23 protein-coding genes are annotated in these 22468 nt (G+C 63.2%); 7 read left to right on the top strand and 16 right to left on the bottom strand.

Translation table 11 applies throughout. The features are described from left to right. Nucleotides 1-418: 418 nt before the first annotated feature. Nucleotides 419-1567: a branched-chain amino acid ABC transporter substrate-binding protein gene (locus C0Z16_RS06660; protein ID WP_102631390.1), complete on the top strand. Its 1149-nt coding sequence runs from the start codon at nucleotides 419-421 to the stop codon at nucleotides 1565-1567. Nucleotides 1568-1829: 262 nt separating this feature from the next. Here the strand turns inward: C0Z16_RS06660 and C0Z16_RS06665 are convergent, their stop codons facing one another. Beyond that, on the bottom strand, nucleotides 1830-2099 hold the full coding sequence (locus C0Z16_RS06665) for a hypothetical protein (RefSeq protein WP_175130741.1): 270 nt from the start codon (nucleotides 2097-2099) through the stop codon (nucleotides 1830-1832). Nucleotides 2100-2512: 413 nt separating this feature from the next. Here C0Z16_RS06665 and C0Z16_RS06670 point away from each other — a divergent pair, with 413 nt between their 5' ends. Next, the gene (locus C0Z16_RS06670) at nucleotides 2513-2971 is read left to right on the top strand and encodes a response regulator (protein ID WP_102631391.1); all 459 of its coding nucleotides are present in this window, start codon (nucleotides 2513-2515) and stop codon (nucleotides 2969-2971) included. A gap of 1 nt (nucleotide 2972) precedes the next feature. Here the strand turns inward: C0Z16_RS06670 and C0Z16_RS06675 are convergent, their stop codons facing one another. Further along, nucleotides 2973-3365, bottom strand: coding sequence for a DUF2871 family protein (locus C0Z16_RS06675; RefSeq protein WP_102631392.1), 393 nt, complete (start codon nucleotides 3363-3365; stop codon nucleotides 2973-2975). A 28-nt stretch (nucleotides 3366-3393) separates the two neighbouring features. Then, a complete protein-coding gene (locus C0Z16_RS06680; protein ID WP_102631393.1) occupies nucleotides 3394-3831 on the bottom strand; it encodes a nuclear transport factor 2 family protein in 438 nt (145 codons plus the stop codon). 83 nt (nucleotides 3832-3914) lie between these two features. Between C0Z16_RS06680 and C0Z16_RS06685 the strand changes: the two genes are divergently transcribed. Continuing rightward, on the top strand, nucleotides 3915-4565 hold the full coding sequence (locus C0Z16_RS06685) for a TetR/AcrR family transcriptional regulator (protein ID WP_244201194.1): 651 nt from the start codon (nucleotides 3915-3917) through the stop codon (nucleotides 4563-4565). A gap of 213 nt (nucleotides 4566-4778) precedes the next feature. Here C0Z16_RS06685 and C0Z16_RS06690 read toward each other — a convergent pair whose 3' ends face one another. From C0Z16_RS06690 to glnT, 5 genes are all read right to left on the bottom strand, one after another. Continuing rightward, nucleotides 4779-6173 (bottom strand): ammonium transporter, encoded by a 1395-nt coding sequence (locus C0Z16_RS06690; protein WP_102631395.1) that lies wholly within the window; start codon nucleotides 6171-6173, stop codon nucleotides 4779-4781. Between the two features lie 255 nt (nucleotides 6174-6428). Next, on the bottom strand, nucleotides 6429-7790 hold the full coding sequence (locus C0Z16_RS06695) for an FMN-binding glutamate synthase family protein (RefSeq protein WP_102631396.1): 1362 nt from the start codon (nucleotides 7788-7790) through the stop codon (nucleotides 6429-6431). Between the two features lie 20 nt (nucleotides 7791-7810). Continuing rightward, nucleotides 7811-8500 (bottom strand): GltB/FmdC/FwdC-like GXGXG domain-containing protein, encoded by a 690-nt coding sequence (locus C0Z16_RS06700; protein WP_102631397.1) that lies wholly within the window; start codon nucleotides 8498-8500, stop codon nucleotides 7811-7813. After that, nucleotides 8488-9396 carry a class II glutamine amidotransferase gene (locus tag C0Z16_RS06705; RefSeq protein WP_102631398.1) on the bottom strand — a complete coding sequence of 303 codons (909 nt, stop codon included), beginning with the start codon at nucleotides 9394-9396 and terminating at the stop codon, nucleotides 8488-8490. The genes C0Z16_RS06700 and C0Z16_RS06705 overlap by 13 nt, the downstream gene beginning before the upstream one ends. An 11-nt stretch (nucleotides 9397-9407) precedes the next feature. Continuing rightward, a complete protein-coding gene (gene glnT / locus C0Z16_RS06710) occupies nucleotides 9408-10796 on the bottom strand; it encodes a type III glutamate--ammonia ligase (RefSeq protein ID WP_175130740.1) in 1389 nt (462 codons plus the stop codon). Between the two features lie 189 nt (nucleotides 10797-10985). On the opposite strand from glnT, the gene C0Z16_RS06715 reads away from it, so the two are divergent. Both C0Z16_RS06715 and C0Z16_RS06720 read left to right on the top strand, forming a co-directional pair. Further along, nucleotides 10986-11588, top strand: a complete 603-nt coding sequence (locus tag C0Z16_RS06715) for a helix-turn-helix domain-containing protein (protein WP_102631399.1) — start codon at nucleotides 10986-10988, stop codon at nucleotides 11586-11588. A 442-nt stretch (nucleotides 11589-12030) separates the two neighbouring features. Next, a complete protein-coding gene (locus tag C0Z16_RS06720; RefSeq protein ID WP_102631400.1) occupies nucleotides 12031-13590 on the top strand; it encodes an ABC1 kinase family protein in 1560 nt (519 codons plus the stop codon). A gap of 36 nt (nucleotides 13591-13626) precedes the next feature. Here the strand turns inward: C0Z16_RS06720 and C0Z16_RS06725 are convergent, their stop codons facing one another. Further along, nucleotides 13627-14559: a L,D-transpeptidase gene (locus C0Z16_RS06725; protein ID WP_102631401.1), complete on the bottom strand. Its 933-nt coding sequence runs from the start codon at nucleotides 14557-14559 to the stop codon at nucleotides 13627-13629. 317 nt (nucleotides 14560-14876) lie between these two features. On the opposite strand from C0Z16_RS06725, the gene nadE reads away from it, so the two are divergent. After that, the gene (nadE, locus tag C0Z16_RS06730; protein ID WP_102631402.1) at nucleotides 14877-15761 is read left to right on the top strand and encodes an ammonia-dependent NAD(+) synthetase; all 885 of its coding nucleotides are present in this window, start codon (nucleotides 14877-14879) and stop codon (nucleotides 15759-15761) included. 9 nt (nucleotides 15762-15770) lie between these two features. Here nadE and C0Z16_RS06735 read toward each other — a convergent pair whose 3' ends face one another. The 6 genes from C0Z16_RS06735 to C0Z16_RS06755 all read right to left on the bottom strand — a co-directional run bounded on the left by C0Z16_RS06735 (nucleotide 15771) and on the right by C0Z16_RS06755 (nucleotide 21119). Then, nucleotides 15771-16037: an RNA-binding protein gene (locus tag C0Z16_RS06735; RefSeq protein WP_102631403.1), complete on the bottom strand. Its 267-nt coding sequence runs from the start codon at nucleotides 16035-16037 to the stop codon at nucleotides 15771-15773. A 2-nt stretch (nucleotides 16038-16039) separates the two neighbouring features. Then, entirely contained in the window at nucleotides 16040-16186 is a 147-nt protein-coding gene (locus C0Z16_RS38090) for a hypothetical protein (protein ID WP_167403493.1), read from the bottom strand. A 265-nt stretch (nucleotides 16187-16451) separates the two neighbouring features. Further along, on the bottom strand, nucleotides 16452-16811 hold the full coding sequence (locus C0Z16_RS06740) for a hypothetical protein (RefSeq protein ID WP_102631404.1): 360 nt from the start codon (nucleotides 16809-16811) through the stop codon (nucleotides 16452-16454). 136 nt (nucleotides 16812-16947) lie between these two features. Next, nucleotides 16948-17670: a hypothetical protein gene (locus tag C0Z16_RS06745; RefSeq protein WP_102631405.1), complete on the bottom strand. Its 723-nt coding sequence runs from the start codon at nucleotides 17668-17670 to the stop codon at nucleotides 16948-16950. Nucleotides 17671-17844: 174 nt separating this feature from the next. After that, a complete protein-coding gene (locus tag C0Z16_RS06750) occupies nucleotides 17845-19500 on the bottom strand; it encodes a S10 family peptidase (protein ID WP_102631406.1) in 1656 nt (551 codons plus the stop codon). 59 nt (nucleotides 19501-19559) lie between these two features. After that, nucleotides 19560-21119: a S53 family peptidase gene (locus tag C0Z16_RS06755; RefSeq protein ID WP_102631407.1), complete on the bottom strand. Its 1560-nt coding sequence runs from the start codon at nucleotides 21117-21119 to the stop codon at nucleotides 19560-19562. Between the two features lie 318 nt (nucleotides 21120-21437). Here C0Z16_RS06755 and C0Z16_RS06760 point away from each other — a divergent pair, with 318 nt between their 5' ends. Beyond that, nucleotides 21438-21947 carry a DUF1993 domain-containing protein gene (locus C0Z16_RS06760; RefSeq protein WP_102631408.1) on the top strand — a complete coding sequence of 170 codons (510 nt, stop codon included), beginning with the start codon at nucleotides 21438-21440 and terminating at the stop codon, nucleotides 21945-21947. A gap of 89 nt (nucleotides 21948-22036) precedes the next feature. Here the strand turns inward: C0Z16_RS06760 and C0Z16_RS06765 are convergent, their stop codons facing one another. Next, nucleotides 22037-22357 carry a YnfA family protein gene (locus C0Z16_RS06765; RefSeq protein WP_102631409.1) on the bottom strand — a complete coding sequence of 107 codons (321 nt, stop codon included), beginning with the start codon at nucleotides 22355-22357 and terminating at the stop codon, nucleotides 22037-22039. Between the last annotated feature and the right edge of the window lie 111 nt (nucleotides 22358-22468).

A 22468-nucleotide genomic window follows, 5' to 3' on the forward strand; every position in this document is an offset into this window, starting at 1 on the left:
ACGAAGTCGCCCGTCGAAGTGGTCGTTGAGATTGAATTTGGCGCCATCACCCGCAGCAGTCGTGAGGATTTGTAGGGTCAATGCTGCGGAGGCCGCGATACATGCGGGAGCGCAGCGACGACTGCTCCATCGCGTGCGCCGGGGAACAAATGCTATTTACGTCACAACGTGACCTATACTACTCAAACGAGCGGCCGCTGAAACGGGCTTTCCATCGTCGCTCCCAGCGAGCGTCGCGACGCTCTCATTGGAAGCCGTCCGATGGGTGCAACGCCTTTTCAGGAGTAGCCGCACACCCGGTCGATACAGACAGAAGCCGTGCACCGGCCGCTGCTCCGACCGCGCAGCGCGCCGAAACGGGCGAGCAAAGCCCGCATGCACGCCATTGCAGTGAACTCATGCTCGCAAAGGAAACAATATGCGTTTTGCGAAGACTTTGACCCCCATCGCAGTTGCAGTTGGAGCACTGCTCGCTGTTGCACCGCTCGCCTGTCACGCGGATACCGTCGTGAAAATCGGTTTTGCCGCGCCGCTCACGGGACCCAACGCCAACTACGGCAAGGATCTGGAGAACGGCGTCAAAATGGCGCTCGACGACGCGAAGGCGCAAGGCATCAAAATCAAAGGCCAGCCCGTCTCGTTCGAACTCGTCGCCGAAGACGATCAGGCTGACCCGCGCGTCGGCGTGCAGGTCGCGCAAAAACTCGTGGACGAAGGCGTGTCGGTCGTCGTCGGCCACTTCAACTCGGGCACGACCATCCCCGCTTCCGACCTCTACGAGAAGGCGGGCCTGCCCGACATCGATCCGGCCGCCACGAACCCGGTCATCAGCGGCCGCGGCTACAAGAACGTCTTCATGGTGATCTCGAGTGACGCGCAAAACGCGGGCACCGCGGGTGCCTATGCGGTCACGACGACGAAGGCCAAACGCATCGCCGTCATCGACGACCGCACGGCCTTCGGCCAAGGCGAAGCCGACGAGTTCGTGAAGGCGGTCAAGGCACACGGCGGCGACATCATCGATCGCGAATTCACGACGAACCAGGCGACGGACTTCAAGACGCAACTCACGAATATCAAGAGCAGGAACCCGGATCTGATTTTCGTGGCTGCCCTCAATCCGCAGGCGGCCGGCATCATGAAGCAGATGAACCAGCTCGGCATCAAGGCGCAATACGTGGGCGGCGGCGGCGTGAAGGACATCGACTTCATCAAGCTCGCGGGCAACGTGTCCGAGGGCGCGATGGCCTGGGAATACGGCCGTCCGCTCGACAGCACGACGGTCGGCGCAAAGTTCGCCGAACGCTTCAAACAGAAATTCGGCGAAGACGTGCTGTCATACGCGCCGTTCGGCTACGACGCGGCGTGGACCGCCATCAAGGCAATGCAGGCAGCCAATTCGACAAAGCCCGACGACTATCGCGCGAGGCTACGAAGCATCAGCTTCGATGGCATCACGGGGCACATAGAGTTTAACGGGGACGGCTCGCTGAAAAACGGCTCTTCCACCGTCTATCAGGTGAAGAATGGCCAGTGGGTGACGGTCAAGACGGTAAGCGGCCTCTGATCGCAGGGCCGCCTGTTTCGGGCGAGCCAAGGGCGCAGTGCCTGCTGCGGTGCCGGGCAATTTCCCCGCCTGGCCGTCGCGAAAGGCGATACAGAGGGCGAGACCGTCCAGGCCTGGCACCACCGAGAAGTCCGCCGATAGCGATACCCGGACCGCTTCTGGTGCAAACCGCCCGATGCGGTCCGGGCCGGCTTTTGTCAGAGCGGCTGCTCTACGAACGAGAGGCGCCAGCGGACCGCGGGAGACCACACCGTGCCAACGACTAGACGCCCAGAATTTTGCCGACCGCCTCGTTAAACTCGCTGGTGGCGTTCTCGATCGCCTCGTCGGCCTCGTCGTCCAGCCTGTCCACGTTCTCATCCAGAACCGCCTGGAGCGTCAGGTACGCTGAAACGATGCTATCGAGCTGGTCGGCTCCCACGCGGGCATACACCGCCTCCCCCAGTGCTTCCATGAAGTCGCCCCGGCTGCCGCCGATCAGGCCGTCAGCGTTGTTTTCCAGGTCGTCCTTGAACTGTTCCACGTCTGCCATGTTTTTTCTCCGGAAGATCAGGTACAGCGTAGCTGGATAATTGGCCGGGCGCACTCGTTGCGTTCGAAAAAAAGCCGCTGACAACGCTGCGGCCAGCAAACACACAAGCCGAACGTTGAGAGCGCTGACGCGTGCCTATCCTATCGACAATTTCCGTTGGCGAAAATCCGGGGTCTGGTATGAACTTTCCGATGCTGCCGCGGCGCCTGTGGCCTGGCTTCTGCCTGTGCTGTTGCTCCTGCAGGTTGCGCAGATACAACGCAGACCCGCCGAAGCCACAAAAATCAGCCCGTCTCGCTGGCGGTCACAGCATAGACGTTGACGTGACAATGTGAAATCATCGGTGACTGGCTACAGCGTCGCGGTCAGTGCCGCTTGCTCGCGAAGTCAACCCAACGAGGACGTCTCTCGAAATGACGCACCGCCCGCCCTATGAAGACGAGGGACAGTTCGCCGTGTGGCGTCTGAAGCGCTCTTCCCGCCCGGTGAACTGCAGAAGCGTCGTAATCGCCCATGGCGACGTCCCGGTCGGCGAATCGCTGGCTTTGCTGTTGAGGCTGAGGGGATTCACCGCCGTCGCGACCTCGACCATGGAAAGACTGGAACTCATGACCGAGCACTGGAAGCCCCGTGCACTGTTTATTGACACACGCCTGGGCCGCGCAGACGACTTCCGGTTCGTCCGGAATGCGGCGAGCAATCCTGCATTCCGCAATGTCCTGATGGTGGCAATGACCAGCGTCTTCCAGCACGAATTACCACGCGACATGAGGCGAATCGGCTTTGACGGCCTGTGTCGCAGACCGTGCCCGGTGTGGCAACTTGCGGTGATGCTCGAAAGCTATTTCGACCCTTCGGCGGATCACTCCTGACCTATGCATGGTGGGTCTGGCGTACCCTCCAGGACCGCAGTGCGAATTTCGCACGGGGCAACGTACTGACAACAGCGGAGGCCAGGCCGATTACCGGCTCCACGGCTGTATAGCCCTTGAGCCGCAGCGCGAGCGCGCCCAGCATCACGGGCAGACCGATGTTGTGCAGCCAGAACTGCACCGTCGCTACCGGCCCCTCAGCGATCGCCGGATGGGCCATGCCGATCAGCGCGAACAGCACCATCGTGACCCAGCCGAGGAGGTTGAGGTGCGCATGCACGGCAGTGAGGGTAGGGTCGCCGGAGGCTCCCATCACGATGCCCAGCGCAACCGCAGCGGCGAAGTAGACGACGGCTACGCGGAACCAGGCGCGGCTGCGAGTGGTGTCGGTCATGGCATTGCTCCTTGAGGGTCAGTGGCCGTTACGGCGCGGCCACGGTGGCGTCCAATTGCTGCATGATCGAAGCGAGATCGATCCACACGTTCTCGCGCCGGATCAGGCCATCGGGCGCCATGTCGAACACGTGCAGCAAGCGGAAGCTCAGCCGTCGACCGCCGCCGGGAATCCCAAAGGGCGTGCCGGGCGCAGTGCCCTCCCACACGCTCTCATCGACGACGAAATCCGGCCCGTAATAGCGGCGCAGCGAGGTCACCTTCTCGCCTGAAAGGTCCGCGAACAGCGCGTCGTAGAAGACGCGCGCCTCTTGCGTGCCGTGCAGTGGGCCAGTGGGCGAGCCCACCACGTCATGTTCGACCTCCGGGACCATCGTGCTCAGCACGCCCTCGACGTCGTCTTCTGCCTCGAAGCGGAAATGACGATCAATGATGCGATCGAACTGCTCCTTGAGAATCGGTTCCATCGTGCTCCTCCGTAATGTGACGATCACTTATAATAAGACCATGTCTTTTCGTGAGACTACAGTCTCATTATTGAACGATGAAAATGAAAACGTCAAGCGCGACCGCAGGTCCCGCGCCGGCCGGTGAAGGCCGCGCCAATCAACGCCGGCGCACGCGGCTCGCGCTCATCGAGGCGGCGCTCGCGCTGTGCGAGGGCGGCCGCAAGCCCAGTTTTCCGGAGGTCGCGGAGCGCGCAATGGTGTCCCGCGCCACGGCTTATCGCTATTACTCCTCGGTCGAGGACCTCATCAGTGACGCAATGTTCGAGCGGGCGGTGCCTCCGTTCGAAACTTTCTGCCGTCCTGGACACGACGATCCGGCCGAGGTAGCCGCTCGCGCCGCACGCACCATGAACAAGCTGTTGCTCGATGATGAAGTCGGCCTGCACGCGGTGGAGCGCTCATTTATGTCGGCATGGTTGGACAACCCGCCGGAATCGCGGCCGCCGCGGCCTGCGCGGCGCCTGCAGTACATCCGTCCGATCGTCGAGGCATTGAAGAACGAGTTGGCCCCGGCCGCGCGCCGACGGCTCGCCCACGCGTTGACCATGCTGATGGGAACAGAAGCCGCACTGTCGCTGCGCGACGTCGCCGGCGCAAGCACCGACGAGGCGTTGGCCGCCAGTAGCTGGGCTGCGCAGGCGTTGGTGCGGCAGGCGCTTGCCGAAGCCCGCGAACGGTCTGGCAAGCGCTAGGTCAGGCGGCGGCTTTCGCTGCGAAGCGGACATCAAAGTCGTATAAAGGCGAAAGCCGGTGACGCCGCTGTCGCGCACGACGTTCCGTTCGTCATCGAGTCGATGAGAACGCAGCTCTCGGTGTGCGCTCGCAGTGCGGGAACCGCCCCCAGAATTCACGCGATTTCCGGCTCGCCAGTGCGCGCGGGCAACGCACTACAGTCGTTGAACGCCTCAGGAATGGTATGCGCTCTCTCCATGCGAACTGACGTCGAGCCCTTCGCGTTCGCCATCCTGTTCGATACGCAGTCCGACCGTCATATCGACCAGCTTGAACGCGACGATCGATACCACCGCCGACCAGACCAGCGACGTGCCCACGCCCCAGCACTGCGCGACCATCTGGGTCAGCATGTCGTAATCGCCAACCTTGTTGGCCACGTAATCGTAGACACCCGTGCCGCCCAACCGCGGCGACGTGAATACGCCCGTCAGCAATGCACCTACCACGCCGCCAAGGCAATGAACGCCGAATACGTCGAGCGAGTCGTCGACGCCGAGCAAGCGCTTCAAGCCGTTCACGCCCCAGTAGCAAACCACACCCGCAATCAGACCCATCGCGATCGCGCCCATCGGTCCGACATAGCCGCATGCAGGCGTAATGACAACGAGCCCTGCAATCGCGCCAGATATCGCGCCGAGCATGGACGGCTTTTTCTTCAAGACCCACTCGACGAGCGTCCACGACACAGTTGCGGCACACGTCGCAAGCAGCGTCGTGATGAATGCCAGCGTCGCCGCGCCGCTCGCTTCGAGGTTCGACCCGACGTTGAAACCGAACCAGCCCACCCACAGCAACGAACCGCCGACCATTGTCATCGTCAGATTATGCGGGGCCATCGTTTCACGACCGAAGCCGGTACGCTTGCCGATCATCACCGCGCCGACCAGCGCCGCGATGCCCGCGTTGATGTGGACCACCGTGCCGCCCGCAAAATCGATCGCGCCCTTCTGGAACAGGAAGCCCGCGGTCGCTGTCGCCTTGTCGCCCGCAGCCGCGCTCGTGTACGCGTCGGGGCCAGGCCAGTACCAGACCATATGCGCGATCGGCAGATACGAGAACGTGAACCACAGCACCATGAAGAGCAGCACCGCGGAAAATTTGGCGCGCTCGGCAATGCCGCCGATGATCAGCGCCGGCGTGATCGCCGCGAAGGTCAACTGGAACGACACATAGATGAACTCGGGAATCACGACGCCCTTGCTGAACGTCGACGCCGTCGAGTCCGGCGTGATGCCGGCAAGAAACGCCTTGCTCAAGCCGCCGAAGAAGGCGTTGCCCTCGGTGAAGGCGATACTGTAGCCATACACGGCCCACAACACGCCGAGCAGACAGAACACCACCAGCGTCTGCATCAGCACGGACAACATGTTCTTGGCGCGCACCATGCCGCCGTAAAACAGCCCGAGCCCAGGCGCGGCCATCATCACGACGAGCAGTGTGGCCACGATCATCCACGCGGTATCGCCCTTGTTCGGCACGGGCGCCGTGGCGGCGTTCTGCGCGTATGCCGGCGCGGCTAGCGCCAGCATCATGAGTAACGCAAAAACTTTGTTCAGTCTTTTCATTGCGCGATCCTGTAGAAACGTCGAAGCACCCCTGCGCGCAATGCACAATGCGTAAGGAAGCGATGACTGTAGTGTGTGGTGGTAGAACACAATGCAACGGCGACTGCTACGCCGGTTTTAACCGGCGGTGATGCGTGAATGCCGCGGCACAGTCCTCCGTTAGCGCCGTGTGCAATGCATTGACTGCTGCGATCGCTTCGACGCCCCGTGTCGCTCGCATAGCGAGCCCATACCGGGCGTCGAATCGATCGTCGCTCAGTACCACTGCCCCGGAATCCATGACGTACCGGCGAGCGGAATACGCGCCATGGCAGCGGCTTCCACGGTCAACGCGACAAGGTCCTCCGGCTCCAGGTGATGCACGTTCTGTTTGCCGCAGGCACGGGCGATCGTCGTCAGTTCCATGTTCAGCGTCTTAAGGTAGTTGCGTACGCGGCGCGAACCCTCTTCCGCCTGCACGCGCTGTTCGAGCACGGCGTCCTGCGTCGTTACGCCGACCGGGCACTTGCCGGTGTGGCAGTGATGACAAAAGCCGGGCGACGTGCCGAGCGCGGAATAATCCGCCGTCGCGGAATGCAGCGCGCCGTTCTGGAAATACGTGTCGCTATTGCAGCCGAGCGCCATCAGCATGCCCTGCCCGATCGCAACCGCGTCGGCGCCCATGGCGAGCGCCTTCGCCACATCCGCGCCGGAGCGAATGCCGCCCGACACGATCAGTTGCACGGTGCCCTTCATGTTCAGGTCCTCGAGCGCGTCCACCGCCTGACGAACCGCCGCCAGCGTGGGAATGCCGACGTTCTCGATGAAACAGGTCTGGGTAGCTGCGGTGCCGCCCTGCATGCCGTCGATCACCACGACATCGGCGCCCGCATGCACGGCCAGCTTGACGTCATTGAACGTGCGCGTCGCGCCGACTTTCACGTAGATCGGTTTTTCCGAATCGGTGATTTCGCGCAGTTCCTGAATCTTGATCGCCAGATCGTCGGGGCCGGTCCAGTCCGGATGGCGGCTCGCCGAGCGCTGGTCGACACCGGCGGGCAGCGTGCGCATAGAGGCCACGCGCGGGTTCACCTTCTGCCCGAGCAGCATGCCGCCGCCCCCCGGCTTCGCGCCTTGTCCGATCACGACTTCGATCGCATCGGCACGGCGCACGTCGTCGGGGTTCCAGCCGTAACGCGATGGCAGGCACTGATACACCAGTGTCTTCGACGAGCGGCGTTCTTCCTGCGTCATGCCGCCGTCGCCGGTGGTGGTGGACGTGCCCATCGCGGTGGCCGCCTGGCCGAGCGCTTCCTTCACGTTCGCCGACAGCGCGCCGAAGCTCATGCCCGCAATCGTGATCGGAATATCGAGTACGACGGGCTTCTTCGCGAAGCGCGTGCCGAGCACCGTTTGTGTCGTGCACTTCTCGCGATACCCTTCGAGCGGGTAACGCGACAGCGAGGCACCGAGAAACAGCAGATCGTCGAAGTGCGGCACGCGGCGCTTCGCGCCGAGACCGCGAATTTCATAGAGACCGCGCTGCGCGGCGGTGTGAATGTAGTCGATCGTCTTGCGGTCGTAGCCTTGCGACTCTTCCTGCTGCAAGCGGGCGAAATGGATGGGTTTGGCTTCCATGGGGACGTTCTCGATGAAGTTCAATATTCCTGGTCCGCGTCAGCGTTCCAGTGATAGAGCGTGCGGGCCGACGCGATGCGTTTGAACGAGCGCGGGTCGTGATCGAGACCCGCGGCGCCGAGCAGTGCGCCGACGGCGGCCACGTCCGCGTCGGTCATCGGCTCGTACTGCGCATCCGCGCCGAGTGACTTCACCTCGCCGCGAACATACAGCACGGCTTCATACAGCGAATCGCCCAATGCGTCGCCTGCATCGCCGCAGATCACCATGCGGCCAGCTTGCGCCATGAACGCCGAAAAGCTGCCCACCGAGCCGCCCACCACGATGTCGCCGCCCTTGAGCGAAATCCCGCAACGCAAGCCAGCATCGCCGTCGATCACGAGCAGCCCGCCGTGTGCGGATGCCCCTGCGCCGTTCGATGCAAAGCCCTTCACGTGGACCTTGCCGCTCATCATGTTTTCCGCGACGCCGGTGCCGGCGCTGCCTTCCACGACGATCGTCGCGAGCTGGTTCATGCCGCCCACGTAGTAACCGGCGTGTCCTTGCACCGTTACCGCGACGTGCGCGTTCACGCCCACCGCGATGTTGTGCGCGCCGTTCGGCGACGTGACATCCACCTTCACGCCTTCGAGCGCTTCTTTCGCGCCATGCAGATACTGGTTCAGTTCGCGAACCGACGACCCGTCAAGGTCAAAGTTCATGCTTTCCATACATACATCTCCTCGGGTGCGGATTCGAATACCCTGGCGTTCTTGATGTCCGGCAAGTGCGCGAGCGAACGGAACTCGGAAGCGATCGCCACGTAGTCGTCGTTTTCCGCGACCACTGCGGGTTTGCACGCGAACGGATCGCGAATCAGCGCGAGTTCGGTCGAGGTACCCATCAGGAACGTGTAGAAGCCGTCGAGTTCTTCAAAGCCCTTCTGCAATGCGACTGGCAGTTCATCGCCTTCACGCAGCCGCCATTCGAGAAAGCGACACGCGGCTTCCGTATCGTTGTCCGTCTGGAAGCGGATGCCTTGCGGTTCCAGCTTGCGGCGCACTCCATGCGCATTCGAGAGCGAGCCGTTATGCACGAGGCAAAAGTCTTCGCCGGCCGTGAACGGATGGGCTCGATCCGGCGTGACCGCCGATTCGGTCGCCATTCGCGTATGACCGACGAGATGCGAGCCGGTGAGCTTCGAGAAGTCGTAACGTTGCGCGACCTCGGCAGGCGAGCCGATGTCCTTGTACAGATCGATCGAGCGTCCGGTGGACAGCAAAAACAGCTTCGGAAAACGCTCGTTGAGCCATGCCTTCACTGCTTCGACATGGCCGTTCACGGTCAGCACCGCATGATTGCCCTTCGACTCGGCGCGTGCATCCACGTCGATCGCGCTGTGGAGCGCATCGAGCAACGCGTTCCAGTCGAAGTCGTGGCCGGCTTCGGTAAAGCCCGCATACAAGCTCAGCTTGCGCTGGCTGTCGCCCACCACGTTGCCGAACACCGCGAGTCCGGCCGAATCCGGTCCGCGCTCGGTCATGCCGATCAGCATCGGCACCATCAACTGACCGAGCTGCGCGCGCAATGCCGGCGTCTTGACCAGCAGGCCTACGATTCCACACATAGTCGTACCCCTTAGAAGAATTCCAGATAACTTTTCATTTCCCAGTCCGAGACATGGCGCATGTACTCGAGCCATTCCATCCGTTTGAGCTTGATGAATTCGTCGGCGACAGGTCCGAGCGCATCGCAGATCACGCGATCGCTTTCGAGCGCGTCGAGCGCCTGTTCGAGGTTTTGCGGCAGGATGCCGATCTGATGCTCGCGCAACTTCTCGGGCGACCACTCATAGAGGTTTTCATTAGCCGGCGCCCCCGGCGACAATTCGCGGTCGACGCCGTCGAGTCCGGCCGCAATCACGGCCGCTGTCGCGAGGTACGGATTGCACGCGCCATCGGGCAGACGCAGTTCGATGCGCTCGCCGGGCATGCGCACCATCGTCGAGCGGTTGTTGTCGCCATAGCTGATGTAGGCCGGTGCCCATGTCGCGCCCGTCAGCGAGCGGCCAACCACGAGGCGCTTGTACGAGTTGACGGTCGGGTTGCATAGCGCCGCGAGTGCCGGCGCATGCGCGAGCAGTCCCGCCGTGAACTGATAGCCGAGCGTGGATAGCCCCATGCCGAGTTTGTCGCTTCTGTCCGAGAACAGATTGCGTTCGCCGTCGCCAATCGACATGTGCATATGCATGCCGTTGCCCGGACGGTTCGCGAAGGGTTTCGGCATGAACGAGCAGATCATGCCCAGTTCATTTGCGATCTCGGAGGCGGCCATCTTGAAGAACACATAGTGATCGCAAGAAGTCAGGCAATCGGTATACGTGTAGTTGATTTCGAACTGACCGTTCGCGTCTTCGTGATCGATCTGATAGACGTCGATGCCGACCGAGCGCATCGATTCGGTGAGCTTTTCCAGGAAGACCCGCGTGCGCGACAGCCCCTTGTAGTCGTAACACGGCTTCGCGAGCGTATCGCTCGGATCGCACGGTTCGATTGCGCCCGTCACCGAGCGCTTGAGGAGCGAGAACTCCGGCTCCAGTCCGGTGAACAGCGTCCAGCCGCGCTGCGTCATGCGCGCGACCTGCTTCTTCAGCGTGACGCGCGAATCGAAAGCCCACGCTTGTCCGTCGACATGACCGTCGCAGACAATGCGCGCGAGACCGTCCTGCCACGGCACCGGCGTAAGCGTCGACAGATCGCCCACCGCCATGTAGTCAGGACCGTTCGGCTCGATACCCACGCCCCAGATCGCAAAACCCGCAAAGCCGGCGCCTGCTTTCAGCACGCCCTTGAGATGCGCGACCGGCACCGACTTGGCCTTCGCCACCCCGTGAATATCGACGAATTGGGCTAGCACGTACTTCACGCCGCGTTGCGTGAGATAGTCCTGGGCCTCTTCAGCCGAGCCAAAGCGGGGCACGCTACCCAACTCATTGACCGGCAGCTTGCTCGCATCGTTCAGGTTCATCGTCACTCCTTGCACCACCATCGCTGGCTGATTGAAGAGCCGTGCCCCATTGCACGACCCCACTGCGAGCCTGTTCGCAGCATCGATACAGATTTATTAACATGCAACAATAGTTCCTGCAGTGAAACTCCCAGGACGCAATACGGCCCTTCGATCTGCTACCCTCTCGCCTTTCAACGAGGTTCAACCATGCAAAACGGCGAAGACAGTAAAAACTCGCTCGAACGCTATCTGGGCGCAACGATCCGTGAACTTCGCCAGCGCCACGGACTCACGATTGCCCAGGTATCCGAGCAGGCCGGGATCAGCCGCGGCATGCTCTCGAAGATCGAGAACGCCCAGACTTCGACCGGACTCGACGTGCTCAACCGGATCGCCAATGCGCTGGGTGTGTCGATGTCCACGCTGTTCCGCCGTTTCGACGTGCCCGAAGGCGGCGCTCAGCTCGTGAAAAAAGGCGAAGGCATGGAGGTGGTCCGTAAAGGCACGAAACGCGGCCACACCTATCACCTGCTCGCCTACGACCAGGGCCCCAAAAAACTGTTCGAGCCGTTCCTGATCACGATGGACGATGAATCGGAAATCTTCCCCGTCTTCGAACATCAGGGCACCGAATTCATCCACATGCTCAAGGGCGTCATCGAGTACCGGCACGGCCAGCAAACCTACATCCTGCATCCCGGCGACACCATCACCTTTCAGGCCGACGTACCTCACGGCCCCGAGCGATTGATCAAAACGCCGATTCAGTTCCTGTCCATCTTCGTGTACGGCCAGGGTGACCGGGACTGACGCACCGTCATTCGCTCACCGGCAATCCTTACGCAACGTTCATGCCATGATTACCACTGGGAACATAAGATTCATGCCGATAAACATTCCCGGCGAACATCTACCGCAAGCGCATGGGTTCCAGGAGAGCGTCACCGCGTCAAAGCAATGCGTTTTATCGACCGCTGCGGTGCCTTGCTGCACAGGAACGGCACCTTGGGTGTTACGGGCCTGCCCGTTTCTGGCCGGGGCGTACAGGAGGGGAATCTCTCGATATTCGCGGTCACAACGCTATGGAAGGCCGCAAGCCGGCACGCTAATTTCGCCACGATTGGAAGGCCGCCGTATTGTTTACGCATCGCTCGCGGATGCGCCGGTCGGCGCATATCCCTGATAATCTGACTGTCCTGGCCAAGCAGCGCGCAAGCCTTTGCGCGCCGCATCGCCGTCAATCGAACTGCCGATGCCGCCACTGTTTCGCCGCTTACTGCTGCTCTACCATGCACTGCGTTACGGCGCGCGCCTGATCTGGCTCGCCGCGCCATCCGATCACAAACTCCACTGGATGACCGAACTCGTCGGCCGCGTGCATGCGTCGCCGCGCGGCGCGCAAAGCCTTCACGCCCTGCTGCCGACGCTCGGCCCGCTCGCCGGCCGCTTCGCGCAGGCGCTGATCGAGCGTCCCGAACTCGCGACCGCGACATTGCACGATGCAATCGACGCAGTCGATCATCTGGAAGCGCCGCTGCCGCCTCGCGAGTCCGAAGAAGCACTGGCGCGCGCATTCGGCCAGCCGCTCGCCATACTTTTCAGCGCCGTGGACCTGACACCCGTGCGCAGCGGTTTCGCGGAACAGACGCATTTCGCGCGGCTGCTCGCGCCCGTCAACGGTCATCGCGAAGTGGCCATCAAACTGCTGCGGGCTGGTCAGTTGCAACAGATCGGCGACGAGCTTGCGCTATTACGCTGGGTCGCGCGCTGGCTGGAAAAGCTGTCGGGCGCGGCGCGCCGCCTGCGACTGCGGACGCTGGCTCAAAGCTTTACCGACGACATCCTGCGCCGCTTCGATCTGCGCGCCGAAGCCGCGAACCTGAGCCAGACCGGTCATCATTTCGACGGCGACACGCGCATCGTCGTGCCCGATGTGATCTGGGACCTGTGCACCCGCGACACGCTGACAATGCAGCGCGTCAGCACACTGCCCGCGAGCGACCTGAGCGAACTCCACGCGCACCACATCAAGCTGGCGCCGCTCGCCGCGCATATCGTCGAAGTGATAACCGAGCAGGCGTTCGAGCACGGCTTCTTCCACGCCACGCTCGATGCACGCCGGGTTCGCGTGAGTATCGAGCCGGATTCGCTGGGACGTCTGGTGCTAGCGGAGTTTTCGATCATGTCGAGCCTCTCGACCGAGGAGCGCGAGTTCTTCGTGCACGGCGCGACCGCGCTCTTCGAGCAGGACTACAGCCGGCTCGCCGAAATGCATCGCGACGCGGGGCACGTGCCGCACGACACGCGAGCCGAATTGCTCGAAGCCGAGTTGCGCACGCGTGCCGAAGCGCATTTCGCCGCGGCTCCGGAAGACCGCTCGGCGGGTTCGCTGTTTCATCATCTGCTGCATGCGGTGCATCCGTTCGATGGCGTCGTGTCCGGCCGTCTCGCCACCGCTCAACGTTCGTTCCAGCAGGCCGAAATGCTGGCGCGCGCGCTGCATCCGGGCGTCGATACATGGAACATCGCGCGGCGCGTGCTGGCGGATATTGCCCGGCGCGACGTGGATCATCGCGGCTGGTTCAAGCGCATTTCACGCGAGCTGCCGCATCTCGCGCATATGCTGCCGCGCGTGCCGCAACTGGCGGTGCGCTATCTGCAGCACGAGCACGATCGCACGCGCACGCAGCGGCAGAGCGCTCAATTGCTGGCCGACATCAGCCGCGAATACCGGCGCACACGCGCGCTGCTGTGGGCGTGCGCGTTGTGCGGCGGCATCCTCGGCGCGGGTACGATGTTGCTGATGCGGTGAGGCTCTTTTCCCGGCCACCCCGCCCAACGCGGCGAATCAATCCGCCGTGTCCGTTCCTGGCGGCACCCTCGCGTGCGCCTTCGCATCTGGCGCGGGCGCCCAGGTGGGCCGAGCCTTGCGTCCGGAATCCACGACGACGATATAACGCCCCGCCCAGGGCACGATCTGCCGATCGCTCTTCAACACCCACAGCGATTTGCCCGCATCGACGAGTGCGGCATATTCCGCGTCGAGAATGCCGTAGTGATCGAGAAAGGTATTGAGCGACGCCGGAATCCGCACACAGCCCTTCGAGTGGCGCACGCCGAGTAAGGGCTCAAGACGCTCCGGATCGGTGGCGTGCATCTGGAATCGCATCTGCGAGATGCCGCCCTTGCCCCAGCCACGCTCGGCCTGCGCCCAGCCGAGATCGAAGATGCGCATGTCGCGCTTGCCGTAGCCGCGGATGTGATTGTCGTTCTCCGTGCCTTCGGAGCGGAAATCCATGTTGGACGGCGTATGTTCGAAGACACCGAGCGGCGTGACAAAGTGGTCGAACTCGCCAGGGCGGCCGGTCGAAACGGGCGACGCGCCGATCATCTTCCAGGCGTCGGCCGGCGCGGCGCGGAAATAGATAAACAGCGCCTGCACGTTCGGATTGCGATCGACCATCGCGACGTATTCGCCCGACACGCCACCAAGCACATGTTCGCGCAACGCCGCTTGCAAACGGTCGGCGTACGCGCGCTGTTCCGCAGCCGGCAGGTTGAGCCGGCGCGTGACGTGCCGGGCGAACACGTCTCGCAGCAGCAACGCGCGACGCGGGTCCACGACGCCGGCCGCATCGGGCACGGCGACCGACGACGCATCGACGGGAAAAGCGGACTGCCTGATTGCCGCGGGCGGCATTGCAGCGACACCGGCGCAAGCCGATGCGGCGAGCGCGGCGCCGCACGCGAGCTGGCGAAGCACCGAAGCCGGCGCGTGCATCAGGCGGTGCAAAGCACATGTTGCGCGCGGCAGGGGAAACACATTCGGCGTACAGCGGATCTTGCGCCGCCGGACTTGTATAAGAGTCAGGCGGTCCAATACAGGCGGGCGAGGCCGCTTGGTGTCGTTCATCGCGGGTTCGCGCTAATGTGATTATTATTGGCTGCTCGCAGGTTGATGCGGCGCTCGGAACCAGGATGTTACTCAGCGCATCGCGATCTGTCGATGGAGCTTCGGCAGGTCCGCTACATGCTCACCACTGTCGCGCGAGCGTTCTTTGTTTGACATTGCGCCCACAAGCGAGGAGCAAAACAATCATGAAGCAAAACGATCCGGCCGCCGTTCAGGCGGACATCGCAGCAGAAATGCACATGGCCGCCCAGTTCGACGCAAATCAGGAGATGGAGCGTCGCGTGTCTTTTCTCGCGAATTATCTACGCAGTAACGGCCTGAAGAGCTACGTGCTCGGTATCAGCGGCGGCGTCGATTCGACTACGGCCGGACGCCTCGCGCAACTGGCCGTCGAGCGGCTGCGCGCCGAAAACTACGACGCGCGTTTCATCGCGATACGCTTGCCCCACGGCGAGCAGAAAGACGAAGCAGACGCGCAGCAGGCGCTTGCCTTCATTCGAGCGGACGAGAGCCTGACCATCGACATCAAACCCGCCGCCGATGCGATGCTCGCCTCGCTGCATCGAAGCGGGCTGCCGTTCATGGACGAAGCGCAGGAAGATTTCGTCCACGGCAACGTGAAGGCACGGCAACGGATGATTGCGCAGTACGCGGTGGCCAGCACGCGCACGGGCGTCGTAATCGGCACGGACCACGCGGCCGAATCGCTGATGGGATTCTTCACGAAGTTCGGCGACGGCGGCGCCGATGTGCTGCCGCTCGCGGGGCTCAATAAGCGTCGGGTGCGCGCGGTCGCGAAGGCGTTGGGCGCTTCGGACGCGCTGGCGCACAAGGTGCCGACGGCCGACCTGGAAGCCTTGCGTCCGCAACGGCCGGACGAGGATGCGTACGGTGTTCCGTACGAGACCATCGACGACTTTCTGGAAGGCAAACCGGTGAGCGATAAGGCGCGCAACATCATCTTGCGTTTCTATGATGTCACGCGGCACAAGCGGGCGTTGCCGTACACGCCGTTCGACTGGCCGGCGCCGGCCAGCGGAGAACCAGCGCGAAACGAGCGGCGAGCTTAACGGCGGCAGTTACTGGGCCGGCGGTGGTTCGTCGGTAAAGAGATCGGCGCTCGCCTCGAGCGCGAAGCCGCCCAATTGCTTGCCGTGAATCTGCCGCGCGATAACCTCGCCGACATACGGCACTTGCGCGTCGAGTTCGACGGTAGCATACGCGCCGGGGGTGCCGGCGTCGACGACCTCGACGTTCCTGGCGTAATGCCCCAGTTCACGCTTGAGGAATTCGCGCACTTCCTGCTCGCTGCACGACGGCGCAATGTTGCGCACGATCAGGTTCATGCCTACCCTCGGCGGCTGTCGCGATTCGCGGCGTGCACGCGCACCGGGCGCAATGCGGCGCGCTGTTTCGCCTGAGCAGCGGCAAGTTCGCGGATGAGCGCAGCGCCCGCAGCGCCGAGAGCAGCCAATGACAGATAGAAAGCAATCATTCAATTCTCCCATGCAAGCCGCTTGCCGAGGCTTCGTCCTGTTTCAGGATAGCCACTGACGACCGTAAATGCGATACGGCACAGCGTCGTAAAAGAAAGCGAGAAAGCGGCTTTGAAAAGCGCCTTCAATGCACTGTACCCGAATAGAGGACGTCGAAAACAGCAAAACATCTGTTCAGTTAGCGAAACCATTCGCTTGGGCCGCCCCGCGGTGCTTTGGGACGCGTCGTATGCGGACGCCGGCTGCAAGAAGCGGGCCGCGGGATCAGTCCGCCGCTTGCACATTGGCCGCGCTCACCCACCATGCGTTCTTGCCCTGCGGCAGTTCGACCAGCACCGCAGAGGGATCGTCGACGCCGTCATCGGCAACCTCACAGACGGCGAGTCCGTCGGGCAGATGTTTTACTTCGCCCGCCGACTGGAACAACGCGATGCGTTGCGCGTTCAGCGGACGCAGTTGCCGGTAGACATCGAAGCTGATGGCCGCTGGCACATCGCCGCGAATCTGCAGCGTGTCGGCGTTGCCGCAATGAACCGGCTCGGCGGCGAGCGCGGACGCAGTGCCGGCGGCACAACCCAGTGTCAGCGCGGCAAGCGTCACTGCGGCAAGACGTGAATAGATCATGGTGATTCTCCAGGAATAAGTTGAGGCGGCAGTTGCACGCTAAAAAGAGTACGCCGCAGAGAGCACGCTACGCGCGAGCGCGGCCAGATCCGCGCGAACGAACCACGGCGGCAAAGTGATCCGGAGACACGCGGCCTCATGGCGACGTGCCCTGGCCGGTTGAGTGGCCGGTTGAGTGGCCGGTTGAGTGGCCGGTTGCGGGGCCAGCTGCGCGGCGGCTTTCGGCACTGGTTGCGACGTCCAGCCGGCTCACGTCGCACGACGTCTGACCGAAACCGGAGTAGACGATCGACCAGTCGTCGACGATCGCCGCTTGCGCTTCTGCGAGACTCAGTTTGCCTTCGCAGACGCAGCGCTTGAGCATGACCGCCGCGCGCGCCTTGCGGCGCTCGCCCTGACGGCCCGCCCAAGGCAGAAGGCCGAGATTGGAGGGCGCGTCGGGCGACCCGCCGAGCACCACCGGCACGCGTCTATCGAGAGCGAAGTCGGCGCCGCCATCGGCGTCGATGCCGCGCTCGGCGAGCATCCGAGCCTTGTGCGCCATGAGTTCGTCGAACGGCGGCGCGACAGCACGGGCATAACCGGGGCGGCATATCGTCTTACCGATCGACTGCTGGGTGACGCGGTCGTCTAGCATGTCCACGTCTTGCGCACGGACCGCGCCCACGGGCAATGCGAGCAGCGCGCTCAGACTCAGCACAAGCGCAAGACGCGCCTGGCGACTCGACCGCCACGCGAGCGTAAGCGGATACGGTCGAACGATACTGCCGCTGCGGTTGCTGCGATCGTTGCTGCGATCGCTGCTGAGCTGCTCGCCCGGATCGCCCTCGCAACGCCTGTCTGCAATGCCTGCCTTCATTCGTCGGCGCGCCCGCGGGGGCACGCAATAGTTCAATTCGCAGGGCAATTAAAACACATCCAGTACGCATGCAACAAAAAGCTCGCCGCATTCATGCGTACTCGCACCTGCCAATGCGCGCTGCCGCGAACCTTCCGCGGTCGCGGACAGCCGCCGTGGCGGTCATCCCGCATGCTACTGCGCCACGCGCGCCTGCAATGCCCGGATCCGCCCGAGCGCCTCCGAGTTGGCCACCGTCGAGTCGTACATTCTGGCGAGGTCGGCCTTCAGCGCGGTGCGCGATCCGCCGTCGAGATAAATCATGTGCCCCGACGGATAAAAGCGCGCCGACAGGTTTTGCCGGACCTGATGGCTCAACAACGGCATTTGCTGCAGATCGAGCACCGTCTGATAGAACGGCGTCACGAAATCGTAAAAGCCGTTTGCTGACAGTACCTTGAGGTCGGGGTTCAGCGCCATGACGGCGGCCAGATCGCCAGCCGTATAGAGAATCACGTTGCCCTTATCGTCCACGCCCTTCTGCGCGCCGGTCGGATCGATGTGGCCGAAGTCCCAGAAGTGAAACGCCTGATCGTTGAGGTCCGTGAACGACGAATTCGACGTGTATTTCAACTGCTCGTTCAGGTAGACGTTCCACATTGTCGTGTAGACGCCGGAAACCGCCGTCATGGTCGGATCGTTGCCGCCCGAGTTCGGGTCGACCTTGCCGGCGATGCCGGTCCCGATCGCGGTCACCCGACCGTCGTAGGCGCCGAGCGCCAGACCTTGCGGTTTCAGCAGCGTGGTCAGGAAAAGCGAGTTGCCGCGGCTGTCGTACGACGCGATATCGAGGCTCCACGCGAGCAAGGTCGTTTTGTCGATGCCGGTGTATTCGCTCAGCTTCTCGACCGTCGCCGAATCGGTGGTCGGAAATTTGCGCAGCGCCGCAAGATAGTCGGTGCGCGCGAACTGTGCGACTTCTTCGGCAAACGCGCCGAGATCCTTGGGCCGCGGCGCAATGCCCAGCTTCTTGTGATACCACGCGTCGGCGGCGGCCGTGGGCAGCGCGCCGATGGGGTTGCCGGCCTGCGTGTAATCGAGAATCGACGACTGCAGCGTGATGCCGTTCAGATCCACACCGCCTTCGTGCAGCCGGTATGCAAGCACGCAACTGCGCGCCGTGCCGTACGACTCGCCGAACAGATACTTCGGCGAATTCCAGCGGTTGTTCTTCGTCAGGAAGCGCTTGATGAACTGCGCAATCGAATCGGCGTCCTGGTCGACGCCCCAGAAGTCGCGGTTTTTGTTCGGCGCGATGGCCGCCGAATAGCCGGTGCCGACCGGGTTGATGAAGACGAGATCGCTCCGGTCGAGCAGGCTGTCGGGGTTGTCTTCGAGCGTGTACGGCGCGGGCGGCGTGAAGCCCGGCATCGACGTCTTGATGCGGCGCGGCCCGAACGAGCCGAGCAACACGAAAACCGCCGACGAACCCGGGCCGCCGTTATAGAAGAACGTAACCGGGCGGGTTTCCTCTTTCTGGTTGTCCTGCGTGAACGCGACGTAGAACATCCGCGCATCGGGCTGCGAACTGCTCGGGTCCACAATCACCAGGTGGCCCGCCGTTGCGGTGTAGTTAATCTTGTTGCCGTCTATCGCGACCGAGTGATGCGTGATCGCGGCGTTTTCGTCGGTGGCGGTCACGGAATCGTCCGGCCCGTTGCCATACGCCACGGGATCGAAGAAGGGCTGATCGCCCCCCTTGTGCTTGCCACCGGTCGCGGCGGGGCGGGGCGAAGCTTGAGAATTGTGCGGCGACTGCGGACTAACGGACGCTGACTCTGTGCTTGTCATGATCGCTCCATGGGTACGTTCACGTCTTATGTGCCAGTGCTGCTGCGGACTCTTGCAGACTATAGTGCGGCGGCCACTTTCTGACCATTGGGACTGCCGAGTCCGGTGCAGGCGTCCCATCCGGCGGACGCCGCGAAGCTGCCGTTGTTGCCCTGCGTGATGTCGTTGCAGACGCCAGCCGCCTTGTACAGCTTCGGGTTGACAAAGCCGGCCGGCTTGCCGTTCGCCGCGTTGATGCGGGCGATCAGCGCGGCCCACAGCGGCGCGACAGCGCTCGTGCCGCCGACCACCGTCTGCGTGCCCCCGACCAGCACGCTGTAGCCGGTAAGCGGTGACGCGTCGCCCGCGACATCGGGCACGCCGCGTCTGGCGAGCGGTTTCTTGCCGCCGCCCGCCGACGTAACCGACAAACCCTCCTGCCAGGCCGGCAACGAAAACGCGCCGCTTACGCCACCGCCGCCCGCGCCGCCCTGAGGCCCATCATTCCAGACCACCTCGTGCGAGATCGACGTGCCCGACGCGGTCAGGCTCGTGCCGCCGCAAGCCAGCACATACGGGCTCGCCGCCGGGAAGTCGACCTGGTCTCCCGCGCCCGCACCGTCGGTCGATCCGCTATCGCCCGACGCGGCGCAGACCGTCACGCCAAGCGCGGCCGCGGCTTGCAGCACGCTGTTGAATGCTTTCATCGACTGACTGGTCCAGATCGACTCCGGGCCGCCCCAACTGATCGAAATCACCGACGGCTTGTTGACCGTATCGTGCACCGCGCGGCTCACGGCGTCGACGAAACCCGCGTCGCTGTTCGGCGCGAAATACACCGCGATTGTCGCGCCGGGCACGATAGCGCCGACAATCTCTATGTCGAGCATGACTTCGCCGTCCGGGCCGTTAGGGTCGCCGGTCGGCTCATTGCGGGCCTGATCGACGCTCACCGCTTTCACCGTGGGCGAAGCGACGCCGAGGCTCGCGAAATACGACGCGAGATCGGCCGCGTTGTATCCACCGCCGAGTTCGATGATGCCGACGCACTGGCCACCGCCGTCACCGTCCGGAAATTTGTAGAGCGACGCGAGTTGCGGCGGCGTGAACGAAGCCTGATGCGTTCTGGCCGGCCGGAATGGTGGCCGGATGCGAAAGTGCGGCCATGCTTGCGGGCGGTTGTCGAGCCCGAGCACCGCTTCCACCACGCCGTGCAGGTCGTCCGGCACGTTGACCGTGCCGGTGCGGCCGCGGAATTGTCCGGCCGTATGGTGCTGATACTGTTCGAGCTTGACTTCGAACGCGCTCTGGAATTGCGCGACGGTGCCGGAGAGCAGCACCGAGCGCGCGGCCGGATCTTCACGTACCACCGTCAGGCCGTGCGCGGCGGCAAAGGCCTTGACTTTGGCGATGTCGTCGGGGGCCGCGCCGTAGTTTTTTGCCAACGCCTCGCGCGATAGCGGCTTCACATCCGGGTCGCCCGCTTCTATGCGGCGCATCAGCGCGTCGAACTGCGCCTGCTGCTGGCGGCGCAGCATCACGAAAACCTCGATTTTTTCCGATGGATCGCAAGCTCCGATGAGTTTCGAACCTTCTTCTACCGTTCGTTCGCTTCCGGGCAGCGGGTGCTTGTTGGGCATGGTGTCGACTCTCCTCCTGGCGTGACGGCGCGGCATGCGAGACAGGCTCGGGCGCGGGGCGCGCCGCGTCCACTCAGCGCCCGGCGGCCGCCGGCAGGTTTGCTGTTTGAAGGGACTTCGGGACTTCGGGACTTCGCAAACCTTCGGACCAATGCATTCAAACACAGTTCCGGCGCGCGCGGCAGTCGGCCGAATAGCTAACGCCGCGGCGACTCATGCGCGCTTCGCACGGCTCCGCTATGATGCTGCAGCGGCTATCCAGCCGTTCCATTGCCTCGCGCGCCGCCGGCGTGCACGATCGAAGAATCAGAGGAACCCATGTCAATTTCGATGTATCAAGCATCAGTGCCCGTGCTGATTCGCGGCCTGACCAATTTGCAAGCCATCCTCGGCAAGGCCCAGGCGCACGCCGCCGAAAAGCAGATCGAACCGTCGGTGTTCACGAACGCCCGCCTCGCGCCGGACATGTTGCCGCTCGTGCGCCAGGTGTATATCGCGAGCGATACGGCGAAAGGATGTGCGGCGCGTCTGGCCGGCGTCGAAGCGCCGAAATACGAGGACGTGGAACAGACTTTCGACGAACTGCATGCCCGCCTTCAAAAAACGATCGACTACCTGAAGGAATTCAGCGCCGGGCAGATCGACGGATCGGAGGGGCGAGAGATCGTACTGAAGATGCGCAGTGGCCCGATCGAGTTCACGGGCCTTTCGTATCTGCTCGGTTTCGTGCTGCCCAACTTCTATTTTCACGTCACGACGGCGTACGACATCCTGCGCCATAACGGTGTGGAACTCGGCAAGCTCGACTATCTGGGCGCATCGAAGTAAACGAGGCCGAGGCCGCTGGTCACGCGTTGTGCGCGTCAGTGCTGGGCGCCCGACGCTTCAGTGCCCGACGCGGTCGGCGCTGTTCGGATTCACACGCGCGGCTGGAAGGCGATGATCGCCATGCCGGCCAGCGTGACCACGACGCCGGCCGCGTCCCACAGCGTCGGCCGCACCTTGTCGACCCACCATAGCCAGGCTATCGCCACGGCCACATACACGCCGCCGTAAGCCGCGTACACGCGGGCTGCGGCGGTGCCGTGCAGCGTGAGCAGCCAGGCGAACAGCGCGAGGCTAAGCGCGCCCGGCACCAGCAGCCAGATCGAGCCGCCCTCTTTCAGCCACCGCCACGGCAGATAACAGCCGAGAATCTCAGCAACGGCAGTCAGGGCGTAGAGCGCAAAGGTTTTCATTGACGGGCAGGCAGTGATTGTCATGGTTGCGTGTAGCGACGGGCTCGGCTGTGCATCGGTCCGTTGATCGGCCCGTTGAGTGGACCGCTGAGCGGCGCTCTATAGGCCTTC

Source organism: Paraburkholderia rhynchosiae (assembly GCF_002879865.1).
Taxonomy (GTDB): domain Bacteria; phylum Pseudomonadota; class Gammaproteobacteria; order Burkholderiales; family Burkholderiaceae; genus Paraburkholderia; species Paraburkholderia rhynchosiae.

Bases quoted from the DNA above. Each gene is read 5' to 3' on its own strand.
- C0Z16_RS38090 (WP_167403493.1), bottom strand. From the start codon at position 16,186: ATGATTGCTTTCTATCTGTCATTGGCTGCTCTCGGCGCTGCGGGCGCT.
- C0Z16_RS06740 (WP_102631404.1), bottom strand. From the start codon at position 16,811: ATGATCTATTCACGTCTTGCCGCAGTGACGCTTGCCGCGCTGACACTG.
- C0Z16_RS06695 (WP_102631396.1), bottom strand. From the start codon at position 7,790: ATGGAAGCCAAACCCATCCATTTCGCCCGCTTGCAGCAGGAAGAGTCG.
- C0Z16_RS06700 (WP_102631397.1), bottom strand. From the start codon at position 8,500: ATGGAAAGCATGAACTTTGACCTTGACGGGTCGTCGGTTCGCGAACTG.
- C0Z16_RS06750 (WP_102631406.1), bottom strand. From the start codon at position 19,500: ATGACAAGCACAGAGTCAGCGTCCGTTAGTCCGCAGTCGCCGCACAAT.
- C0Z16_RS06735 (WP_102631403.1), bottom strand. From the start codon at position 16,037: ATGAACCTGATCGTGCGCAACATTGCGCCGTCGTGCAGCGAGCAGGAA.
- nadE (WP_102631402.1), top strand. From the start codon at position 14,877: ATGAAGCAAAACGATCCGGCCGCCGTTCAGGCGGACATCGCAGCAGAA.
- C0Z16_RS06670 (WP_102631391.1), top strand. From the start codon at position 2,513: ATGACGCACCGCCCGCCCTATGAAGACGAGGGACAGTTCGCCGTGTGG.
- C0Z16_RS06760 (WP_102631408.1), top strand. From the start codon at position 21,438: ATGTCAATTTCGATGTATCAAGCATCAGTGCCCGTGCTGATTCGCGGC.
- C0Z16_RS06755 (WP_102631407.1), bottom strand. From the start codon at position 21,119: ATGCCCAACAAGCACCCGCTGCCCGGAAGCGAACGAACGGTAGAAGAA.
- C0Z16_RS06745 (WP_102631405.1), bottom strand. From the start codon at position 17,670: ATGAAGGCAGGCATTGCAGACAGGCGTTGCGAGGGCGATCCGGGCGAG.
- C0Z16_RS06680 (WP_102631393.1), bottom strand. From the start codon at position 3,831: ATGGAACCGATTCTCAAGGAGCAGTTCGATCGCATCATTGATCGTCAT.
- C0Z16_RS06665 (WP_175130741.1), bottom strand. From the start codon at position 2,099: ATGGCAGACGTGGAACAGTTCAAGGACGACCTGGAAAACAACGCTGAC.
- C0Z16_RS06690 (WP_102631395.1), bottom strand. From the start codon at position 6,173: ATGAAAAGACTGAACAAAGTTTTTGCGTTACTCATGATGCTGGCGCTA.
- C0Z16_RS06725 (WP_102631401.1), bottom strand. From the start codon at position 14,559: ATGCACGCGCCGGCTTCGGTGCTTCGCCAGCTCGCGTGCGGCGCCGCG.
- C0Z16_RS06685 (WP_244201194.1), top strand. From the start codon at position 3,915: ATGAAAACGTCAAGCGCGACCGCAGGTCCCGCGCCGGCCGGTGAAGGC.
- C0Z16_RS06675 (WP_102631392.1), bottom strand. From the start codon at position 3,365: ATGACCGACACCACTCGCAGCCGCGCCTGGTTCCGCGTAGCCGTCGTC.
- C0Z16_RS06720 (WP_102631400.1), top strand. From the start codon at position 12,031: ATGCCGCCACTGTTTCGCCGCTTACTGCTGCTCTACCATGCACTGCGT.
- C0Z16_RS06660 (WP_102631390.1), top strand. From the start codon at position 419: ATGCGTTTTGCGAAGACTTTGACCCCCATCGCAGTTGCAGTTGGAGCA.
- C0Z16_RS06765 (WP_102631409.1), bottom strand. From the start codon at position 22,357: ATGAAAACCTTTGCGCTCTACGCCCTGACTGCCGTTGCTGAGATTCTC.
- C0Z16_RS06705 (WP_102631398.1), bottom strand. From the start codon at position 9,396: ATGTGTGGAATCGTAGGCCTGCTGGTCAAGACGCCGGCATTGCGCGCG.
- C0Z16_RS06715 (WP_102631399.1), top strand. From the start codon at position 10,986: ATGCAAAACGGCGAAGACAGTAAAAACTCGCTCGAACGCTATCTGGGC.
- glnT (WP_175130740.1), bottom strand. From the start codon at position 10,796: ATGAACCTGAACGATGCGAGCAAGCTGCCGGTCAATGAGTTGGGTAGC.